The sequence below is a fragment of the Kitasatospora sp. NPDC002227 genome (genome assembly GCF_040296285.1).
In the GTDB taxonomy this organism is placed as follows: domain Bacteria; phylum Actinomycetota; class Actinomycetes; order Streptomycetales; family Streptomycetaceae; genus Kitasatospora.
This window is the reverse complement of sequence record NZ_JBEOWY010000050.1, coordinates 1-17472: the sequence shown is the minus strand read 5'-3', so window position 1 is coordinate 17472 and position 17472 is coordinate 1. Positions and strand designations below refer to the sequence as shown.

Here is a 17472-nt window from a genome sequence, read left to right as displayed (position 1 = left end):
GGAAGCCCGCTGTCCACTCCCTGCCAAGGGCAATTCGGCGGCCCTGGCCGGAATTCACCGCCAATTCTCCCCGCCCTGTCGGATTTCCGGCGCGCACCCGCCTCAGGAAGCCAGCAGCCTCGCGAGGGCCGCGCCGTACTGCGGGGGCAGATTGGCCTCCGCCGTGAGCAGCTGGACGAAGCCCGGGTCCTGGCCGGCCGTCAGGCCGTCCAGCTCCAACTGCGCCGGGCCCTGCGCCGCTTCGGGCAGCCGGGCCGGCAGCGGCGGGCCGGTGGGGCGGCCCGGGGCGGTGCGCAGCGGCAGCCGGGGGCGCAACTCTGCTCCGGTGGAGCGCAGTTCGTCCAGGGCGAGCTGCCACTGCGGCCCGTCGTCGTCCGCCCGGCGGCCGGGGGCCGGGGCCGGGTGTCCGGCCAGGGCGGCGGTCAGCCGCTCGGTGGCCGTGGCCAGGGTGAGGCCGGCCACCACCGGGTCGGCGGCCTCGTCGTGCAGGTCGAGCAGGTGGTCGGCCGGTGCGGACGCACCGGGGTTCTCCGGAGAGCCGGTGGCCTGCATCAGCCGCGTGCTGCCGTACCGGCGGGTGCCGGCGATGAGGACGAGTGCGATGTCGCGGTCCCGGGCGTCGACCAGGTGGCCGTACGGGTCGCCGTCGGTGCCGTCGACGACCAGCAGGTCGGCGTAGCGGCCGGGCTGCAGCGAGCCGAGCCTGGCGTCCCAGCCCAGGATGGCGGCGGCGGTGCTGGTGGCCATCGCGACCAGCTCACGGTCGCTCAGCACACCGCCCGCCGCCTCGGAGGCGAGCCGGGCCGCCTTGAGTTCGCCGAGCAGGCCCTTGCTGCCGGAGACCGACCAGTCCGAGCCGAGGCCGACACTGACGCCGGCCTGCCGGGCGGCGGCGATGTCGGCGGTCGCGCCGTACAGCAGCAGGTTGGACAGCGGTGACCAGACCATCGAACCGCCGTGCTCCGCGAGCACCTTGAAGTCCTCGGGCCGCAGGGCCGTGCAGTGGATGCCCACCAGGTTGTCGGTGATGGCCCACCGGCCGGGCTGGAACTCAAGTGCCTGGAAGTGCGCCCGGGCGGCCGTGTCGGTGCCCTCGGCGAGGTGCAGCAGCAGACGGTGCGGCTGCTGGAGCCGGGCCAGGAAGCGGTCGGCGTCGGTGGCCTCGACATCGGCGATCCGGGAGAGCGCCTCGGGCAGCGCGGGGTCGTCGGTCTGCTCGACGTTGCGGACCAGTCCGCGGTACATCCGGCGGGCCCCGGTGTTGCTGAACAGGGCGACACCCTGGCTGGTGGTGGTGCCGTTGACCAGGGCCTTGGCCTCGACGTACCGCACCACGGCGGGCATCAGCCCCGGGTCCTCGCCGAGGGTGGTCATCGGCCCGGTGACCAGCCGGTGGTACTCGGCGGTGCCGCCCCACTGCGAGCGGTTGCCGTACCGCTTCGGCACCTGCCACAGCCGCAGCACGTCGTACGGCAGGTGGTTGTGCAGCTCGATCAGCCCGGGGTAGACCGTGCCACCCGTCTCGACCGGGGTGACGCCGCCGAACCCGTCGGGTGGCGGTGCCCCGGCCGGGCGGACGTCCGCGATCTCCCCGCCGCCGACGTACACGACACCGGCGTCGAGCACCGTGCCGACCCGGTCGAGCGTGACGATCCGGCCTGCCAGTGCCAGCCGCTCCGCGGTCGTGGCCATGCTCCGCTCCCTCCGCTCCGACTCGGCCGGAAGGGTCAGCCGTCATCTCTCATGCTCGCACCGCGTGACCTCCTCCGCCCACGCACCGTTTGCCGGGCAGTACCCGCCCGGCCGAGGGAGCCCGCCGATGCCCGACTTCGATCCCGGCTACGGCCGCGAGCCCTACGCCACGCTCGTGAGGTCGTACCCGGGCCCCGAGACCTACCCGACCGCGGACTTCCGCACCGAGTGGGGGCCGGTCTTCCACCGCGGGCGCCTCGACGGCACCGCCCGCGTCCTGGTCATCGGCCAGGATCCGGCGACCCACGAAGCCGTCACCCGCCGCATCCTGGTCGGCACGGCCGGGCGCCGCTTCCAGGGCTTCCTCGCCAAGCTCGGCATCACCACGAGCTACGTCATGGTCAACACCTACCTGTACAGCGTCTACGGCCAGTCCGGCGGCAACGCGCACGCGCACGATCCGGCGATCGCCGCCTACCGCCACGCCTGGCTCGACGCACTCGTCGGCGCCAACCGGATCGAGGCCGTCATCGCCCTCGGCACCCTGGCCGACACCGCCTTCCACGCCTGGCAGGCCGCCTCACCCGCCGGCGCCGCCTACACCGGCGCCTACCGGCACGTCCTCCACCCGACCTACCCCGACAGCGCGGCCGCCTCCTCCGGCGCCGACCCGGCCCAGGCGACGGCCAAGCTGCTGGCCGACTGGAACGCCGCCCTGGACGCCCTCCACCCCGCCATCGCCCACCCCGACCAGCCCGTGCCCCTGACCCACTACGGCAGCGGTCTGGCCCCCGCCGACCTCGTCACCATCCCCGAGGCGGACCTCCCCGCCGGCCTGCCCGCCTGGATGCGCTCCGACGAGACCTGGGCCAGCCGCCAGGGCGCCACCCCGGCCGACAAGCGCGCCACCCTGCTGGTCCGGATCCCCACCGACCTCCGGCCGTTCTGAGCCGGGCGGGGAGCTCCCCACGGCGTCCGCTAGGGTCGGTGGATCATGGGGGAATCATCAGACCGCACCGTCGAAACCATCGCTCTCCACCGCTTCCTGACGGCCGGTCCGGCCGCCTGGCCGGAGCTGGCGCCGCAGGTGGCTGCCGCCGTCGGCGCGGAGCGGCTGCAGGAGATCGTCACGACCACCCTCCGCCTGGTCGGCTCGCCGTTCGAGGTCGCCGACTCCCCGCAGGGGCTGCTGGTCAGCGGCCCCTCCGGCCGGGCCACGGCCTGGCTGAAGCTGGACGGCGCCGGGCGGATCGCCGGCCTGCTGCTCTCCCCCGCCCCTGCCCGGCTCCAACTGCCCCCGGGGCTCGCGCGGTACACCGCCCGCGTCTTCTGGTGCCTCCTCTTCCTCTGGCGGCTGGCCGCCTGCTGGACGGCCGACAGCCGTACCGGCTGGCTCTGCTCGGCCCTGCTGCTCGCCTGGGCCTGGCTGTTCCACGAAGGCTGGGCCGCTCCGGCCACCGACCGCCTGCTCCGCCGGGCGGTCACCGGCACCGCTCTCGCCGCCCTCGCCTCGGCCCTGCACCTCCCTTCGCTCCCCACCGGCGGCCAGGCCCTGCCCGCCGCAGCCCTCGCACTGGCGGTGCTCGTCACCGCGGCCGCCCTCGCCCGGGCCCGCACCCACCGCTGGGGCGCGGGCGTCACGCTCGACCGCTTCCCCCTCGAGGGCACCTGGTACGTCGTCCAGGGCGGCGGCCGGGGCCTCAACCACCACGCCGGCCTGCCGGAGCAGCGCGGCGCCGTCGATCTCGTCCGCCCGGGCCCGGCCCGGCTCCGGCTGCCCCGCACGGCCGGGGACTTCCCCGCGTACGGGGCCGCCGTGCTCGCCCCCTGCGCGGGCACCGTGGTGGCGGCCGTGGACGGGGCCGAGGACCAGCTCCCGGGAGTGATCCGCTACGCCCCCGCCTACGGCAACCACGTGGTGCTCGACACCGGCGAGGCCCTGGTCAAGCTGGCCCACCTGCGGCCCGGCTCGGTGAACGTGACGCCGGGTCAGGTCGTCCGGGCCGGCCACCGGCTCGGCGAGGTGGGCAACTCCGGCAACAGCACCGAGCCCCACCTCCACCTGCACGCCGAGCGCGACGGCGTGGGCCTGGACCTGCGCTTCGCCGACCTCACCGCCTCACCGCACCGCGGCCGGCTCCTGCACCGCACCGCTCACTGAACATGAGTGGCACTCAACTCCGCCCGGGCCCAGGCGATCTCCCGCTCCCGGTAGGGGTGTGCGGCGTCCAGGGCCTCCGCGACCGCCAGCGCCTCCTCGAGCAGCGCCCGCCGCAGCTCCTGGTCCCCCTGCGACCTGCTCTCCCTGATGAGCACATGGGCGAGCTTGGCCCCGTACACCGCCGGGCTCACCCCGGCCAGCAGCCGGTACACCGGAAGGGCCTCCGGCCCACGGAGAATGCGGTTGTTCTCGGACATCAGCTTGATCCTGGCCCGCAGCACAAGGTCCTGATCCATCGTCATCCCCCATCTCGTCACCACCCCCGCCGGGGCAGCCGGGAGCGGCAGCCGGGGAGGTGGGATGCCGAGAAGTCTGCGGCCCGCCCCCTGGCCCGGGCAAGGGAGAACCGACGTGCGCTACGCCCTACCGCCGAGGCCGCTGACCAGGCATGATGGAGTCGACACTCTGCCGGAGCCGTCTTTCGGCGAGAGCCCGGACAACACGAGCCCTCCTCACCTTGGTGATTCGCGCCCGGAGCTCCCGATACGGCAGAGTGGGCCCATGAAGGCGGACACCGGCAGCCGGGACCAGAGCACAGGCAGCACCTCGCCCCGGCGGCTGCCCGTCCAACAGCGCAGCCTGGAGCGGTACGAGCGCCTGCTGGACGCCTGCGCGGGGCTGCTCGACGAAGCCGGCCCGGGGGCGCTCACCACCAAGGAGGTGGCGCAGCGCGCGCAGGTGCCGATCGGCACGCTCTACCAGTTCTTCTCCGGCAAGGACAGCCTGCTGGCCGCGCTCGCCGCGCGGAACCTGGACCGCTACCTCGACCGGCTGGCCCGCCGGATCGGCGCCGAGCACCCCGAGGGCGTCACCGGCTTCGTGGACCTCGCGGTCGAGGAGTTCATCGCGATGAAGCGGGCCGTCCCCGGCTTCGGCCACCTCGACTTCGGCCTGGTCGACCAGCTCCCGCCGGGCCTGCCCGAGAGCCTCGCCGAGCCCCGGGTCGACGTCGAGCACCTGCTGGACGAGCGCCTCGACAACAACGCCGCCGTCGCCGAACGCCTGCAGGCCCTCGGCGGCCCGCTCCCCACCACCGAGGGCTTCCCGCTCGCCCTGCGGGTCGCCCTCGAAGCGGCGGACGCCGTCCTCAAGCTGGCCTTCCGCACCGATCCGGAGGGCGACCCGGCCCTGATCGCCGAGTGCAAGCGCCTGCTCCGCCGCTACCTGGCCGACTGACCCCGGCCGCCCCTTTGCGGCCGGGCGGGCCGCGACGCACAGTGGAGAGCGGGACGACCTGGGAGGAGCCGACCATGCGAGCGACCGTAGGCGACCACCTGCACATCCACAGCCGGGCCGTCGGGATGACGGACCGCAAGGGCGAGATCACCGAGGTGCGCGGCACCGACGGCGAGCCGCCGTACATGGTGCACTTCGAGGACGGCCACAACGGCCTGGTCTACCCGGGCCCGGACACCGAGATCGAGCGCCACCAGCCACCGCAGCACTGACCGACACACCGACCCCCGCCCGGAGAGCAGCACCCTCCGGGCGGCCCGTGCGCCCTGCGGCCAGTATTCCTCCGACCACTCCGCCGAGCACCCGCAGGGCGCGATCTCCGCAGTTCAGCGGCGCTCCACCGCAGTCCGCCCGGCGTCCTGTGGTTGCTTGTCCTCCGAACAGGTGCATACTTGCTGGTCAAACATCGGACCAGTGGAAGGCACGGACGTGGCGGTCACGGACGAGGCGATCGAGAAGATCAAGGCGATGATTCTCTCGGGTGCCCTCAAGCCCGGGGACCGGCTGCCCAAGGAACCCGACCTGGCGGCCGAGCTCGGCCTCTCCCGCAACTCGCTGCGCGAGGCGGTGAAGGCACTGTCCCTGCTCAACGTGCTCGACGTCCGCCAGGGCGACGGCACGTACGTGAGCAGTCTGGAGCCCCCGCTGCTGCTGGAGGCGCTCTCCTTCCTGGTGGACCTGCACCGGGACGAGTCCGTGCTCGAGCTGTTCCAGGTCCGCGCCATCCTGGAGCCGGCCGCGGCGGCGCTCGCCGCCCAGCGGATGACGGAGGAGCGGGTGACCGGGCTGCGCGAGCTCCTCGACGGCCTCGGGGAGGACCCGACGGTGGAGGAGCTGGTCGCCAACGACCTGGAGTTCCACCGCCGGATCGCCGCGGCGGCCGGCAACAGCGTGCTCTGCTCGCTGATCGACACCCTCTCGGGCCGGACCACCCGCGCCCGGGTCTGGCGCGGCCTGACCCAGGGCGACGCGGTGCACCGCACCATCGCGGAGCACCGGGCCATGATCGAGGCGCTGGCCGCCCACGACGTGGAGACCGCCCGCGCCCTGGCCACCGTGCACGTCGGCGGCGTGGCGGACTGGCTGCGCCGCGCGCTCTGACCTCGGCTCCGCGGCGGCCCGTTCACCGGGCCAGGCGGTACACGCGCTCGGCGTTCCGCCGGAACACCGCGTCGCACTCGCTCTCGCTCAGCCCGGCCGTCAGCCGGTCGGCCACCAGGACGCTCCCGTCGTAGCCGGCTTCCAGCGTGGACACCGGCCAGTCCGAGCCGAACAGCAGCCGCTGCGGCCCGAACGCGTCCAGCACCACGTCGGCGTAGGGCTGGAGGTCGGCCACCTGCCAGGCGCCGGGAGCGGCCTCGGTGAGCAGGCCGGACAGCTTGCAGACCGTGTTCGGCAGCGCCGCCAGCCGCCGGACCTCGCCCGCCCAGGGCTCGAGGACGCCGGTGGCCACGGGGGGCTTGCCCAGGTGGTCGAGGACGAAGGTCAGGCCGGTCAGCCCGGCCGCTGCGGCGACGGCCGCGGGCAGCTGGTGCGGTTTGACGACCAGGTCGTAGGCGAGCCCGGCCTCGGCGACGGCGAGCAGCCCGCGCCGCACGTCCGGCCGCAGCAGCCAGTGCGGGTCGGCCTCCTCCTGGACTTGGTGGCGGATCCCGACCAGCCGGTCGCCACCGGGCAGCTCGCGCAGCCGGGCGAGGGTGTCCGCGACCCCCGGGGCGGTGAGGTCGGTCCAGCCGACCACGCCCGCGATCAGACCGCCCTCGGCCGCGAGCGCCAACAGCTCGGGGGCCTCCTCGGGCACGCAGACGGTCTGCACCACGACGGTGGCGCTCACCCCGGCGGCCCGGGCCACGGGCTCGAGGTCGGCGAGCGCGAACGACCGGTCGAGCCGGGCGAGCGCGGCGCCGGTGATCCACGGCTGCGGGCGCGCGGTGAGGTCCCACAGGTGGTGGTGGGCGTCGACGATTCGGCGTCCGGTCACAGGGCCCACACCTCCGGCAGCCCGGCGGCCGCGCCGCCGGGGGAGTAGTCGTGGACGACCTCGAGGAGCTCGCCCATCCGGGCCTGCCAGGCGACATTGACCGGCAGGCCTTCGAGCCGGGCGAGCAGCCTGCCGTAGTCCTCGCACTCCAGCAGGTGGAAGAGGTCCGTCCCGCTGCGCCAGACGGTCCAGCTCACCGCACCGGCGGACCGGATCGCCTCGGTGAGCTCCGGCGGTACCGCCCGGTGGGCGGCCTCGTACTCGGCGATCCGGTCGGCCCGTACGCGCGTGTGCAGGGCTATCCGCACGGCTCCTCCAGGTGGTCCGTGAGCAGTCCTTCGGCCCGCAGGTCGTGCCAGAGCTGCTCCGGGACGGGCAGGTCGAGCAGGCGTGCGGCGTCGGTGACCTCCTCGGCCGACCGCGCGCCGATCAGGGCGCCGGCCACCGCCGCCGGGGCGAGCGCGAACCGCACCGCCGCCGCGCGCAGCGGGACGCCGTGGCGCTCGCACACCGCCTGCATCGCCAGCGCCCGCTCGACCAGCTCCGGCGCGGCGGCGGCGTAGTCGAAGGTGGCCCCGGGCCTCGGGTCGGCCAGCAGGCCGGAGTTGAACACCCCTCCGACGATCACCGACACCCCCCGGGCGGCGGCCTCGGGCAGCAGTTCGGCGGCCGCCCCCTGGTCAAGGAGCGTGTAGCGGCCGGCCAGCAGCACGGCATCGATGTCGCTCTCGCGGACGAACCGGGTCAGCATCGCGGCCTGGTTCATGCCGACCCCGATCGCACCGACCACGCCCTCGGCGCGCAACCGCTCCAGCTCCGGGTAAGCCCTCTCGATCGCCTCGGCGAAGTGCTCGTCCGGATCGTGCAGGTGGACGATGTCGACGCGGTCCAGCCCGAGCCGCTCCAGGCTGGCCTCCAGGCTGCGCCGTACCCCGTCCGCGCTGAAGTCCCACACCCGCCGGTGCGTCGCCGGGACGGCGAACCCGTTCGCGAGGTCGTCGCCCGCCGGGCCGGCGACGGGTTCGAGCAGCCGGCCGACCTTGGTCGCGACCGTGTACTCGTGCCGGGGGCGGCCCCGCAGCGCCGCGCCCAGGCGGCGCTCGGACAGGCCGAGACCGTAGTGCGGCGCCGTGTCGAACGAGCGGACCCCGCAGGCCCAGGCCGCCTCTACGGCGGCGGCCGCGTCCTCGTCGCTCACCGGCGTGAACAGGTTCCCCAGCGCCGCCGCGCCGAGGGACAGCCGGGTGACGGCGGTGCTGCTCCGTCCGAGCGGTGTCCGACGCATCCTCGTCCTCCTCACCCGGCGACCGGCCGCAGGCGCAGCCCGGCCATACCGCCGTCCACCGCGAGCGCGGTGCCGGTCACGCTGGCCGCCGCCGGCGAGGCCAGGTAGACGACCGCCGCCGCCACCTCCTGCGCGGTGACCAGCCGGCCGTGCGGCTGACGCGCGTTCAGCGCGGCGCGCTCGCCCGCCGGATCCTCCGCGGCCTCGAGCAGCCGGCCGACCCACGGGGTGTCGACCGTCCCCGGGTTCACGCAGTTCACCCGGATGCCCTCGCGGACGTGGTCGGCGGCCATCGCGAGGGTCAGCGACAGTACCGCGCCCTTGCTCGCCGAGTACAGCGCCCGCTGTGGCAGCCCGGCCGTCGCCGCGATCGAGCAGGTGTTGACCACCGACGCGTGCGCCGAGCGCCGCAGGTGCGGCAGCGCCGCCCGCGCCGTGCGTACGACGCCCAGCACGTTCACGTCCAGGACGCGCCGCCACTGCTCGTCCGGGTTGTCCTCGACCGTCCCGGCGGCGCCGATCCCGGCGTTGTTCACCAGGATGTCGAGGCCGCCCATCGCCAGGGCCGCTGCCTCGACGGCCGCCCGCACCGACGCGTCGTCCGCGACGTCCGCGACGAACCCGCGCAGCGGGGGCCGGGCACCGCTCGGGTCCAGGTCGACCACGGCGACGTCCGCCCCGCACTCGCTGAGCAGCTGCGCCGTGGCCAGGCCGATCCCCGACGCACCGCCGGTCACCAGGGCCCGCAGCCCTTTCAGGTCCTGCCTCATGCCACCGCCTCCGTCCCGGCGGCCAGGTCGGCGGCCCAGAACTCGCCGTCCGGGTAGCGGTAGGTGTCGATGGACGCCTGGTGCATGGTCGCGGAGAAGCCCGGGGCGGTCGGGGCCCGGTAGTGGCCGTGGTCGATCACCACCGGTGTGGCGAAGTGCTGGTGCAGGTGGTCGACGTACTCGATCACCCGGTCCTCGGTGGTCCCGGAGAGCGCCACGTAGTCGAACATCGACAGGTGCTGGACCAGTTCGCACAGGCCTACGCCGCCCGCGTGCGGGCAGACCGGCACACCGTACTTGGCGGCGAGCAGCAGGATGGCGAGGTTCTCGTTGACGCCGCCGACCCGCGCCGCGTCCAGCTGGAGGACGTCGATCGCGCCGGCCTGCAGCAGCTGCTTGAAGATGATCCGGTTCTGCACGTGCTCACCGGTGGCGACCTTGACCGGCCGGACGCCCTCGCGGACGGCGGCGTGGCCGAGCACGTCGTCCGGGCTGGTCGGCTCCTCGATCCAGTACGGGTCGAACTCCGCGAGCGCGTTGGTCCACTCGATCGCCTCGGCGACGTTCCAGCGCTGGTTGGCGTCGATCGCCATCCGGATGTCCGGGCCGACGGCGGCCCGGGCGGCGCGGCAGCGGCGGACGTCGTCGGCCAGGTCCGCGCCGACCTTGAGCTTGATCTGGGTGAAGCCCTCGGCCACGGCCTGCTCGGCCAGGCGGGTCAGCTTCTCGTCGGAGTAGCCGAGCCAGCCCGGCGAGGTGGTGTAGGCGGGGTATCCGCACTCCTGCAGCCGGGCCTCGCGGGCACCCGCACCCTCCTTGCCGCGGCGCAGCAGCTCGAGCGCCTCCTCGGGGGTCAGGGCGTCGGCGATGTAGCGGAAGTCGATCTGCGAGACCAGCCACTGCGGGTCCGCGTCGGCGAGCAGCTGCCACAGCGGCTTGCCTTCGCGCTTGGCCGCGAGGTCCCAGACGGCGTTGATCACGGCGCCGACGGCCATGTGCATCACGCCCTTCTCGGGGCCGAGCCAGCGCAGTTGACTGTCGCCGATCAGGTCGCGGTACAGGCTGGCGGGGTCGTCGCACAGCTCGGCCACCGAGCGGCCGGCCACGTGCCCGGCCAGCGCCTCGATGGCGGCCACCTGGACGTCGTTGCCGCGCCCGATCGTGAAGGTGAAGCCGTGGCCCGCCAGGCCCTCCGCGGAGGTGCGCAGGACGAGGTAGGCGGCGGAGTAGTCGGGGTCGGGGTTCATCGCGTCGGAGCCGTCCAGCTCGCGCGAGGTGGGGAAGCGGATGTCGTGGGTGTCGATGGCCACGATCCGTGCGGTGTCTGCGGACAAGGGGGTGCCTTTCAGGCGTTGACGAAGGTCTGACGCTGGGTGCCGAGTCCGTCGATGAACAGCTCCACGGCGTCGCCCTCGCGCAGGTACGGGTTGCCGGGCAGGCCCAGGGCCACTCCGGCCGGGGTGCCGGTGTTGATGACGTCACCGGGGTTGAGCACCATGAACTGGCTCAGGTACCAGACCAGATGGTGCACGTCGAAGATCATGTTCCTGGTGTGGCCGTCCTGGCGGGGCACACCGTTGACCGCCAGGCGCAGCCCGAGGTCCTGCGGGTCGCCCACCTCGTCCGCCGTCACCAGCCAGGGGCCGAGCGGGTTGAAGGTCTCGCAGGACTTGCCCAGGTCCCACTGGCCGGAGTACTCCAGCTGGAACCGCCGCTCGGAGACGTCGTTGCTGATCGCGTACCCCGCGATGTGCTCGGCCGCCACGCCCGAGTCGGCCAGGTAGCGGGCCTGGCGGCCGATGACCACCGCGAGCTCCACCTCCCAGTCGGTCTTCACCGAGCCGCGCGGGATCAGCACCCGGTCGTACGGTCCGACCACGGTCGCCGGGTCCTTCATGAACACCACCGGTCGGGTCGGCACCGCCGCCCCGGTCTCCTCGGCGTGGTCCCGGTAGTTGAGGCCGACACAGACCACCTTGCCCGGACGGGCGACGGGGGGCCCGATCCGCAGGCCGGCCGGGTCGATCGGGTGCAGCTCACCCGCGGCGAGGGCCGCCCGGGCCCGGTCGAGCCCGGTGGCGAGGAAGTTCCCGTCGATGTCCCGGGTCAGGCCGGCCAGCGAGTACGTGTCGCCGTTCGCGTCCCGGACGGCCGGGATCTCCTCCCCGGGGGCGCCGATGCGCAGCAGCTTCATGTCATGCCTCTCGTTCGGGGGCGGGCGGCGGTGGACCGGTCTCGACCACCAGTCATCGGATGACTCCGAGGTGGGTTGAACCATACGAGTGGTCGGCGGATCGCGCAACAAGTCCTCCGATGTTTACCGGCCGACCGAGCCCACGGGGCGCTAGAAGGCCTTCTCAGGAGGGTCGGTTGGGCCCCCGGGGCTGCGCGGAGCCGGGCGGATGTCACGGTTTGGATTCATCCGAGGTCTGCCCTTGTCGAGAGGACCGGTGACTCGTAATCTCCTCGGTACCCGCAAGCCATCCGATGACTTCACGGCTCGGAGCGGCGGGAACACGGACGGTCCGCACCCACAGCCGGACTGTCGCGCCGAGCACTCCGCCACCCCCGCGCCTCGGCCTCCCCACCCAAGGAGATCGTCCCCATGAAGTCTCGTACCTCCCAGACCGTGGCCGCCGCCGCGGTGCTCCTGCTGGCCGGAGCCGCCACCGCCTGCAACCGCGGCGGCTCGACCTCCGGCGCCGACTCCGCCAAGCCCGCCATCGGCATCGACCTCCCCCGCGCCGACTCCGACTTCTGGAACTCCTACGCCCAGTACGTGAAGCAGGGCGCCGGCGAGCAGGGTCTCCACACCCTGCCGGTCAGCAACTCGCAGAACGACGTGACCAAGCTGGTCGCCAACGTGCAGGTCTTCGAGAACACCGGTGCCAAGGCCGTGGTGATGGCCCCGCAGGACACCGGCGCGATCGCCTCGACGCTGGACATCCTGGCCGCCAAGAAGATCCCCGTGGTCAGCGTCGACACCCGCCCCGACACCGGAAAGGTGTACATGGTGGTCCGCGCCGACAACAAGGCCTACGGCACCAAGGCCTGCGAGTTCCTCGGCAAGCAGCTCGGCGGCAAGGGCAAGGTCGCCGAGCTGCAGGGCGCGCTGAGCTCCATCAACGGCCGCGACCGCTCGGAGGCCTTCGCCGCCTGCATGAAGGAGAAGTTCCCCGGCATCCAGGTGATCGAGCTGGCCACCGACTGGAAGGGCGACGTGGCCTCCGCCAAGCTGCAGTCCACCCTGACCGCCAACCCGGACCTGGGCGGCGTCTACATGCAGGCCGGCGGCGTCTTCCTCCAGCCCACCCTGGCCCTGCTCCAGCAGAAGGGGCTGCTCAAGCCCGCCGGGCAGCCAGGCCACATCGCGATCATCTCCAACGACGGCATCCCGCAGGAGTTCGACGCGATCCGCAAGGGCGAGATCGACGCCACCGTCTCCCAGCCCGCCGACCTCTACGCCAAGTACGCCCTCTACTACGCGCAGGCCGGCGCCGACGGCAAGACCTTCCAGCCCGGCCCGACCGACCACGGCTCCACCATCATCACCCTCCCCAACGGCCTCGAGGACCAGCTCCCGGCCCCGCTGGTCACCAAGGACAACGTCGACGACAAGTCCCTCTGGGGCAACAACGTCGGCAAGTAACCCCCTGGCACCCGTGAGCGGCGGCCCGACTCCCCTCCGCCGGCCGCCGCTCACGGGCCCTGTCGAAAGGACACCCGCCATGGCGGACCCCAGCCCCGTCCGGGGCCCCGTCGTCGAGGCCGACGGGATCAGCAAGCGCTTCGGCGCCACCGTCGCGCTCAGCCACGCCCGCATCCGCGTCGCCGCGGGCGAATCCCACGCCCTGGTCGGACGGAACGGCGCGGGCAAGTCCACCCTCGTCTCGATCCTCACCGGCCTGCAGCCCGCCGACACCGGCACCCTGCACTTCGACGGCGTACCCGCCCCGGCCCCGGGCGACACCGACGCCTGGCGCTCCCGCGTCGCCTGCGTCTACCAGCGCTCCACGATCATCCCGGCGCTCAGCGTCGCGGAGAACCTGTTCTTGAACCGGCACAGCGGTGGCGGTCTGCGCCCGATCAGCTGGCGGAACCTCCGCCGGCGGGCCGCCGAGCTGCTCGGCGAGTACGGCGTCGAGGTCGACCCCGCGGCTCGGGCCGAGGACCTGACGGTCGAACAGCGGCAGTTCGTCGAGATCGCCCGCGCCCTCTCCTTCGGGGCCCGCTTCATCATCCTGGACGAGCCCACCGCCAAGCTCGACGCCCGCGGCATCGAGCGGCTCTTCGGCAAGCTCCGCGAACTGCAGGCCCAGGGCGTCGCGTTCCTGTTCATCTCGCACCACCTCAAGGAGGTCTACGAGCTCTGCAGCACCATCACCGTCTACCGGGACGCCCGGCACATCGTCACCGCCCCCGCGGCCGAACTCGGCCAGCACGCCCTGGTGGAGGCGATGACCGGCGAGAGCGCCCGGGCCACCTCGACGGCCGCCGCGACCGCCGCCCGGCCGGCCGCCGACGCGCCCCCGCTCCTCGAGGTCGACGGCCTCACCCTCCCGGGGGTGTGCCAGGACGTCGCGGTCACCGCCCGGGCCGGCGAGGTCGTGGGCCTGGCCGGTGCCACGGCCAGCGGCAACGTCCAGCTCGGGGAGACGATCGCCGGCCTGCACCGCCCCCGCGCGGGCCGGATCAGCGTCGCCGGGGTGCCGGTCCGTCCGGGCCGGGTCCCGGCCGCGCTCGCGGCCGGCGTCGGCCTGGTGCCGGAGGACCGCCACGTCCAGGGCCTGGTCCCGCAGCGCAGCGTCGCCGAGAACGCCACCCTCACCGTCGGCGACCAGCTCGGCCCCTTCGGCACGGTGCTCCCCTCCCGCACCCGGGCCTTCGCCCAGCGCATGATCACCGATCTGGACATCAAGACGCCTGGTCCCGCCACCCCCGTGTCGGCGCTCTCCGGCGGCAACCAGCAGAAGGTGGTCATCGCCCGGGCCCTCGCCACCCGGCCGCACGTCCTGGTCGCGATCCGGCCGACCAACGGCGTCGACATCAAGTCCAAGGAGTCCCTGCTCGGCACCGTCCGGCAGGTCGCCGCCGAGGGCAAGACGGCCCTGATCGTCTCCGACGAGCTCGACGACCTGCGCGCCTGCGACCGGGTGGTGGCGATGTTCCACGGCCGGATCGTCGCGGAGTTCGACCGCGGCTGGAGCGACGAAGAGCTGGTCGCCGCCATGGAAGGCGTGGCCGGCACCTCAGACACGAAGGAAGACCATGGCCACCACTGAACTCACCGAGCACCTCGCCGCCGCCCCGGCCGAACGGCGCCGCCGCATCGACCCCGCCCGCTACCGTGACCTGTCGCTGCTGCCGGTCCTGCTCGTCCTCGGTGTGATCGGCTTCGCGGTCTCCCCGGCCTTCCTCACCGCGGACAACCTGCTGGGCGTAGGCCAGCAGGCCACCGAGCTCAGCCTGCTGGTGCTGGCCGAGGCGCTGATCCTCATCGCCGGCCGGATGGACCTCTCCCTGGAGTCCACCATCGGCGTCGCCCCGGTCCTCGCGGTCTGGCTCACCCTGCCCGACCACGGCGCCCGCTTCAACGGCCTCGGCCTCTTCCCCGGCTGGGCCGCCATCCCGCTCTGCCTGCTGATCGGCGCCCTGATCGGCGCGGTCAACGGCTTCCTCATCCTCAAGCTGCGGCTCAACGGCTTCATCGTCACGCTCGGCGCGCTCACCCTGCTGCGCGGCCTCCAGGTCGCCGTCTCGCAGGGCCAGTCGATCGTCAACCTGCCGGGCTCGTTCCGCTACCTGGGCAGCGCCGGCTGGCTGGGCGCCCCCGCCGCGATCTGGATCTGCGGCGTGCTGTTCCTGATCGGCGGCAGCGCGCTGGCCTGGCTCCGGCACGGCCGGGCGCTGTACGCGATCGGCGGCAACGCCGAGGCGGCCCGCGCGGCCGGCATCCGGGTGGACCGGATCACCTGGTCGGTGCTCATCCTCGGCGGCCTGCTCGCGGCCTTCGCCGGCATCCTCTACACCGGCCACTACGGCTCCATCTCGGCCGACCAGGGTAGCGGCTGGATCTTCCAGGTCTTCGCCGCCACCGTCATCGGCGGGGTCAGCCTCAACGGCGGCCGGGGCACCCTGTTCGGCGCGCTGACCGGTGTGCTGACGCTCCAACTGGTGGTCAACGTCATGACTTTGGCCGGCGTGCCGCCGCTGTGGAACCAGTTCCTCAACGGCCTGATCATCATCCTCGCCCTGATCATCTCCCGCTTCGCCTCCGGCGAGAAGCAGGAGTAGTCCGGTCACCCGGGGGTCGGTGCCCGCCTCCGGCCGCACAGAAGGAGCCATTCGTGGCGATCCGTCCCATCTCGGCGGCCCGGAAGGCGGCACCGGTCCCGGTGACCGATCTGGCGATCGAGAAGATCAAGGAAATGATCGTGTCCGGCGCCCTCCCGCCGGGCACCCGCCTGCCCAACGAGGCCGAGCTGGCAGACCAGTTGGGCCTGTCCCGCAACTCCCTGCGCGAGGCCGTCCGCGCACTCACCGCGATGCGCATCCTGGTGACCAGGCAGGGCGCGGGCACCTACGTCTCCGGCCTGGAACCCCACCTCCTGATGGAGACCATGGCCTTCGCCTCGGACGTCTCCAATGGCGACAGCTCACGGCAACTCCTCCACGTCCGACGCCTGTTGGAGCCCCCCGCGATCGCTCAGGCAGCCGGCTGCCTGCGCCCGGCGCAGCTCGCGGAGCTCGAGCGGATCCTCGAGCTCTCCTCGGCGCCGGACATCACCGTCGAGCGATTCGTCGAGCTGGACATCGAGTTCCACCGGATCATCGTGGACTCCCTCGGCAACCCGGTGCTCTCCACCCTCCTCGGCATCCTGTCCACCCACACCCAGCGCCAGCGCATCGTCCGCGGCACCCGAGACGCCGACGCCCTCTCCCGGGCGCACCGCGAGCACCGGACGATCCTGCGCGCCCTCGTCGCCCGCGACGCCCAACTCGCCGCCTGCGCGGGCGCCCTGCACGTCGCCGCGGTCGAGCAGTGGCTGGCGCACGACCCCGCCCAGGCCCCGGCCGCCCCACCCTCCCCCGACGACGACAGGTCAGCCAGATGCACCACGGAAAGACCAGAACGACGGTCGCGGGCGCGGCCGCCGGAGCCGTCCTGATCGCCGGCACCCTCACCGGCTGCACGCACGCCTCCGACGGCGCGGCCCCCCGGGCGGACATCGCGATCGACCTCCCCCGGGACGACTCCGACTTCTGGCGCTCGTACGAGAAGTACGTGGCCGCCGGCATTGCCGAGCAGCGGCTGCGGACCCTTCCGGTCACCAACTCCCACGGTGACGAAGCCCAGTTGACGGCCCACCTCCAGCAGTTCCAGCAGGCCCGGGTGAAGGCCGTGGTGATCGCCCCGCAGGAGACCGGGGACACCGACGGCATCCTCTACAACCTGTACGCCCACAACATCAACGCGGTCAGCGTCGACACCGAGCCGGAGCACGGCTACGCCTACATGGTGGTCCGCACGGACAACGTCGCGTACGGGACCAAGGCCTGCCGCTTCCTCGGCGAACAGCTCAAGGGCAAGGGCAAGGTCGCCGAGGTCCAGGGCGCGCTGATCTCGATCAACGCCTACGACCGCAGCCGGGGGTTCTCCACCTGCATGCGGACCGACTACCCGGGCATCCAGGTGACCGAGCTGCCCACCGACTGAACGGGCGGCGCGGCGACGAACCAGCTGCGGTCCGCCCTCGCGGTCTCCCCGGACCTGGGCGGGATCTACCTTCAGGCCGGCGGTGTCTTCCTCCAGCCGACCCTCGACCTGCTCCGGCAGCAGGGCCTGCTCAAGCCGGCCGGGCAGCCCGGCCACATCACGATCGTCTCCAACGACGGCATCCCGCAGGAGCTCGACGCCATCCGGCGCGGGGACATCGACGCCACCGTCTCGCAACCGGCCGACCTCTACGCCAAGTACGGCCTCTACTACGCCCAGGCCGCCGCCGAAGGGCGGATCTTCCAGCCCGGCCCGACCGACCACGGCTCGACCATCATCGCCCTGCCCAACGGCCTGGAGGACCAGCTGCCCGCTCCCCTGGTCACCCGGGAGAACGTCGACGACAAGTCCCTGTGGGGCAACAACATCCACGGCTGAGAGACCGTGAGAAGGGGCGGCCCCCGCGGGGGGGGCCGTGTCACGTGCGGCGGGCGGGTGAGCGGGCGGGGGGGGCGGAGACGGGGAGTCGGGGTAGGGAGAGGGGGGGGGGGGGGGAGAGTGTGGTTTTTG

General features: G+C 73.3%; 17 protein-coding genes and 1 pseudogene. 10 read left to right on the top strand and 8 right to left on the bottom strand.

The window, feature by feature from the left end:
- Window positions 1-102 precede the first annotated feature (102 nt).
- Window positions 103-1692: an amidohydrolase family protein gene (locus ABT095_RS31330; protein ID WP_350532937.1), complete on the bottom strand. Its 1590-nt coding sequence runs from the start codon at window positions 1690-1692 to the stop codon at window positions 103-105.
- Between the two features lie 127 nt (window positions 1693-1819).
- Between ABT095_RS31330 and ABT095_RS31325 the strand changes: the two genes are divergently transcribed.
- Together ABT095_RS31325 and ABT095_RS31320 are read left to right on the top strand one after the other, a co-directional pair.
- Complete coding sequence (locus ABT095_RS31325) at window positions 1820-2641, top strand: uracil-DNA glycosylase family protein (RefSeq protein ID WP_350532936.1); 822 nt, start codon at window positions 1820-1822, stop codon at window positions 2639-2641.
- Between the two features lie 45 nt (window positions 2642-2686).
- Window positions 2687-3853: a M23 family metallopeptidase gene (locus ABT095_RS31320; RefSeq protein ID WP_350532935.1), complete on the top strand. Its 1167-nt coding sequence runs from the start codon at window positions 2687-2689 to the stop codon at window positions 3851-3853.
- Here ABT095_RS31320 and ABT095_RS31315 read toward each other — a convergent pair.
- Window positions 3847-4149, bottom strand: a complete 303-nt coding sequence (locus ABT095_RS31315; protein ID WP_350532934.1) for a hypothetical protein — start codon at window positions 4147-4149, stop codon at window positions 3847-3849. The two genes, ABT095_RS31320 and ABT095_RS31315, sit on opposite strands and share 7 nt — an antisense overlap.
- 265 nt (window positions 4150-4414) lie before the next feature.
- Between ABT095_RS31315 and ABT095_RS31310 the strand changes: the two genes are divergently transcribed.
- The 3 genes from ABT095_RS31310 (at window position 4415) to ABT095_RS31300 (ending at window position 6250) form a co-directional block, all read left to right on the top strand.
- Window positions 4415-5089, top strand: a complete 675-nt coding sequence (locus ABT095_RS31310; protein WP_350532933.1) for a TetR/AcrR family transcriptional regulator — start codon at window positions 4415-4417, stop codon at window positions 5087-5089.
- Window positions 5090-5163: 74 nt separating this feature from the next.
- Window positions 5164-5361: a DUF1918 domain-containing protein gene (locus ABT095_RS31305; RefSeq protein ID WP_350532932.1), complete on the top strand. Its 198-nt coding sequence runs from the start codon at window positions 5164-5166 to the stop codon at window positions 5359-5361.
- Between the two features lie 217 nt (window positions 5362-5578).
- The gene (locus tag ABT095_RS31300; protein ID WP_350532967.1) at window positions 5579-6250 is read left to right on the top strand and encodes a FadR/GntR family transcriptional regulator; all 672 of its coding nucleotides are present in this window, start codon (window positions 5579-5581) and stop codon (window positions 6248-6250) included.
- Between the two features lie 22 nt (window positions 6251-6272).
- On the opposite strand, the gene ABT095_RS31295 is transcribed toward ABT095_RS31300, so the two are convergent.
- Genes ABT095_RS31295 through ABT095_RS31270 form a run of 6 tightly spaced genes read right to left on the bottom strand, consistent with a single transcriptional unit; the run spans window position 6273 to window position 11379 of the window.
- Window positions 6273-7130 carry an amidohydrolase family protein gene (locus tag ABT095_RS31295; RefSeq protein ID WP_350532931.1) on the bottom strand — a complete coding sequence of 286 codons (858 nt, stop codon included), beginning with the start codon at window positions 7128-7130 and terminating at the stop codon, window positions 6273-6275.
- Window positions 7127-7438: an L-rhamnose mutarotase gene (locus tag ABT095_RS31290; RefSeq protein ID WP_350532930.1), complete on the bottom strand. Its 312-nt coding sequence runs from the start codon at window positions 7436-7438 to the stop codon at window positions 7127-7129. The genes ABT095_RS31295 and ABT095_RS31290 overlap by 4 nt, the downstream gene beginning before the upstream one ends.
- Entirely contained in the window at window positions 7429-8415 is a 987-nt protein-coding gene (locus ABT095_RS31285; RefSeq protein ID WP_350532929.1) for an aldo/keto reductase, read from the bottom strand. The genes ABT095_RS31290 and ABT095_RS31285 overlap by 10 nt, the downstream gene beginning before the upstream one ends.
- Window positions 8416-8426: 11 nt before the next feature.
- A complete protein-coding gene (locus ABT095_RS31280) occupies window positions 8427-9185 on the bottom strand; it encodes an SDR family NAD(P)-dependent oxidoreductase (RefSeq protein WP_350532928.1) in 759 nt (252 codons plus the stop codon).
- A complete protein-coding gene (locus ABT095_RS31275) occupies window positions 9182-10519 on the bottom strand; it encodes an L-fuconate dehydratase (protein WP_350532927.1) in 1338 nt (445 codons plus the stop codon). The genes ABT095_RS31280 and ABT095_RS31275 overlap by 4 nt, the downstream gene beginning before the upstream one ends.
- Before the next feature lie 11 nt (window positions 10520-10530).
- Window positions 10531-11379 (bottom strand): fumarylacetoacetate hydrolase family protein, encoded by an 849-nt coding sequence (locus tag ABT095_RS31270; RefSeq protein ID WP_350532926.1) that lies wholly within the window; start codon window positions 11377-11379, stop codon window positions 10531-10533.
- Between the two features lie 411 nt (window positions 11380-11790).
- Between ABT095_RS31270 and ABT095_RS31265 the strand changes: the two genes are divergently transcribed.
- The 5 genes and pseudogenes from ABT095_RS31265 (at window position 11791) to ABT095_RS31245 (ending at window position 17340) form a co-directional block, all read left to right on the top strand.
- Complete coding sequence (locus ABT095_RS31265; protein ID WP_350532925.1) at window positions 11791-12834, top strand: sugar ABC transporter substrate-binding protein; 1044 nt, start codon at window positions 11791-11793, stop codon at window positions 12832-12834.
- A gap of 79 nt (window positions 12835-12913) precedes the next feature.
- On the top strand, window positions 12914-14467 hold the full coding sequence (locus ABT095_RS31260; RefSeq protein ID WP_350532924.1) for a sugar ABC transporter ATP-binding protein: 1554 nt from the start codon (window positions 12914-12916) through the stop codon (window positions 14465-14467).
- Window positions 14454-15479, top strand: coding sequence for an ABC transporter permease (locus tag ABT095_RS31255; protein ID WP_350532923.1), 1026 nt, complete (start codon window positions 14454-14456; stop codon window positions 15477-15479). The genes ABT095_RS31260 and ABT095_RS31255 overlap by 14 nt, the downstream gene beginning before the upstream one ends.
- A gap of 53 nt (window positions 15480-15532) precedes the next feature.
- Window positions 15533-16354, top strand: coding sequence for a FadR/GntR family transcriptional regulator (locus ABT095_RS31250; RefSeq protein WP_502885071.1), 822 nt, complete (start codon window positions 15533-15535; stop codon window positions 16352-16354).
- Window positions 16297-17340: pseudogene (locus ABT095_RS31245) on the top strand (sugar ABC transporter substrate-binding protein). Before ABT095_RS31250 ends, ABT095_RS31245 begins: the two are co-directional and overlap by 58 nt.
- The last annotated feature ends 132 nt before the right edge of the window (window positions 17341-17472 follow it).

What these genes read in the sequence shown, in the direction of transcription:
- ABT095_RS31270 (WP_350532926.1), bottom strand. Translation starts at nt 11,379, where the DNA reads ATGAAGCTGCTGCGCATCGGCGCCCCCGGGGAGGAGATCCCGGCCGTC.
- ABT095_RS31265 (WP_350532925.1), top strand. Translation starts at nt 11,791, where the DNA reads ATGAAGTCTCGTACCTCCCAGACCGTGGCCGCCGCCGCGGTGCTCCTG.
- ABT095_RS31315 (WP_350532934.1), bottom strand. Translation starts at nt 4,149, where the DNA reads ATGGATCAGGACCTTGTGCTGCGGGCCAGGATCAAGCTGATGTCCGAG.
- ABT095_RS31255 (WP_350532923.1), top strand. Translation starts at nt 14,454, where the DNA reads ATGGCCACCACTGAACTCACCGAGCACCTCGCCGCCGCCCCGGCCGAA.
- ABT095_RS31325 (WP_350532936.1), top strand. Translation starts at nt 1,820, where the DNA reads ATGCCCGACTTCGATCCCGGCTACGGCCGCGAGCCCTACGCCACGCTC.
- ABT095_RS31260 (WP_350532924.1), top strand. Translation starts at nt 12,914, where the DNA reads ATGGCGGACCCCAGCCCCGTCCGGGGCCCCGTCGTCGAGGCCGACGGG.
- ABT095_RS31310 (WP_350532933.1), top strand. Translation starts at nt 4,415, where the DNA reads ATGAAGGCGGACACCGGCAGCCGGGACCAGAGCACAGGCAGCACCTCG.
- ABT095_RS31305 (WP_350532932.1), top strand. Translation starts at nt 5,164, where the DNA reads ATGCGAGCGACCGTAGGCGACCACCTGCACATCCACAGCCGGGCCGTC.
- ABT095_RS31330 (WP_350532937.1), bottom strand. Translation starts at nt 1,692, where the DNA reads ATGGCCACGACCGCGGAGCGGCTGGCACTGGCAGGCCGGATCGTCACG.
- ABT095_RS31280 (WP_350532928.1), bottom strand. Translation starts at nt 9,185, where the DNA reads ATGAGGCAGGACCTGAAAGGGCTGCGGGCCCTGGTGACCGGCGGTGCG.
- ABT095_RS31320 (WP_350532935.1), top strand. Translation starts at nt 2,687, where the DNA reads ATGGGGGAATCATCAGACCGCACCGTCGAAACCATCGCTCTCCACCGC.
- ABT095_RS31285 (WP_350532929.1), bottom strand. Translation starts at nt 8,415, where the DNA reads ATGCGTCGGACACCGCTCGGACGGAGCAGCACCGCCGTCACCCGGCTG.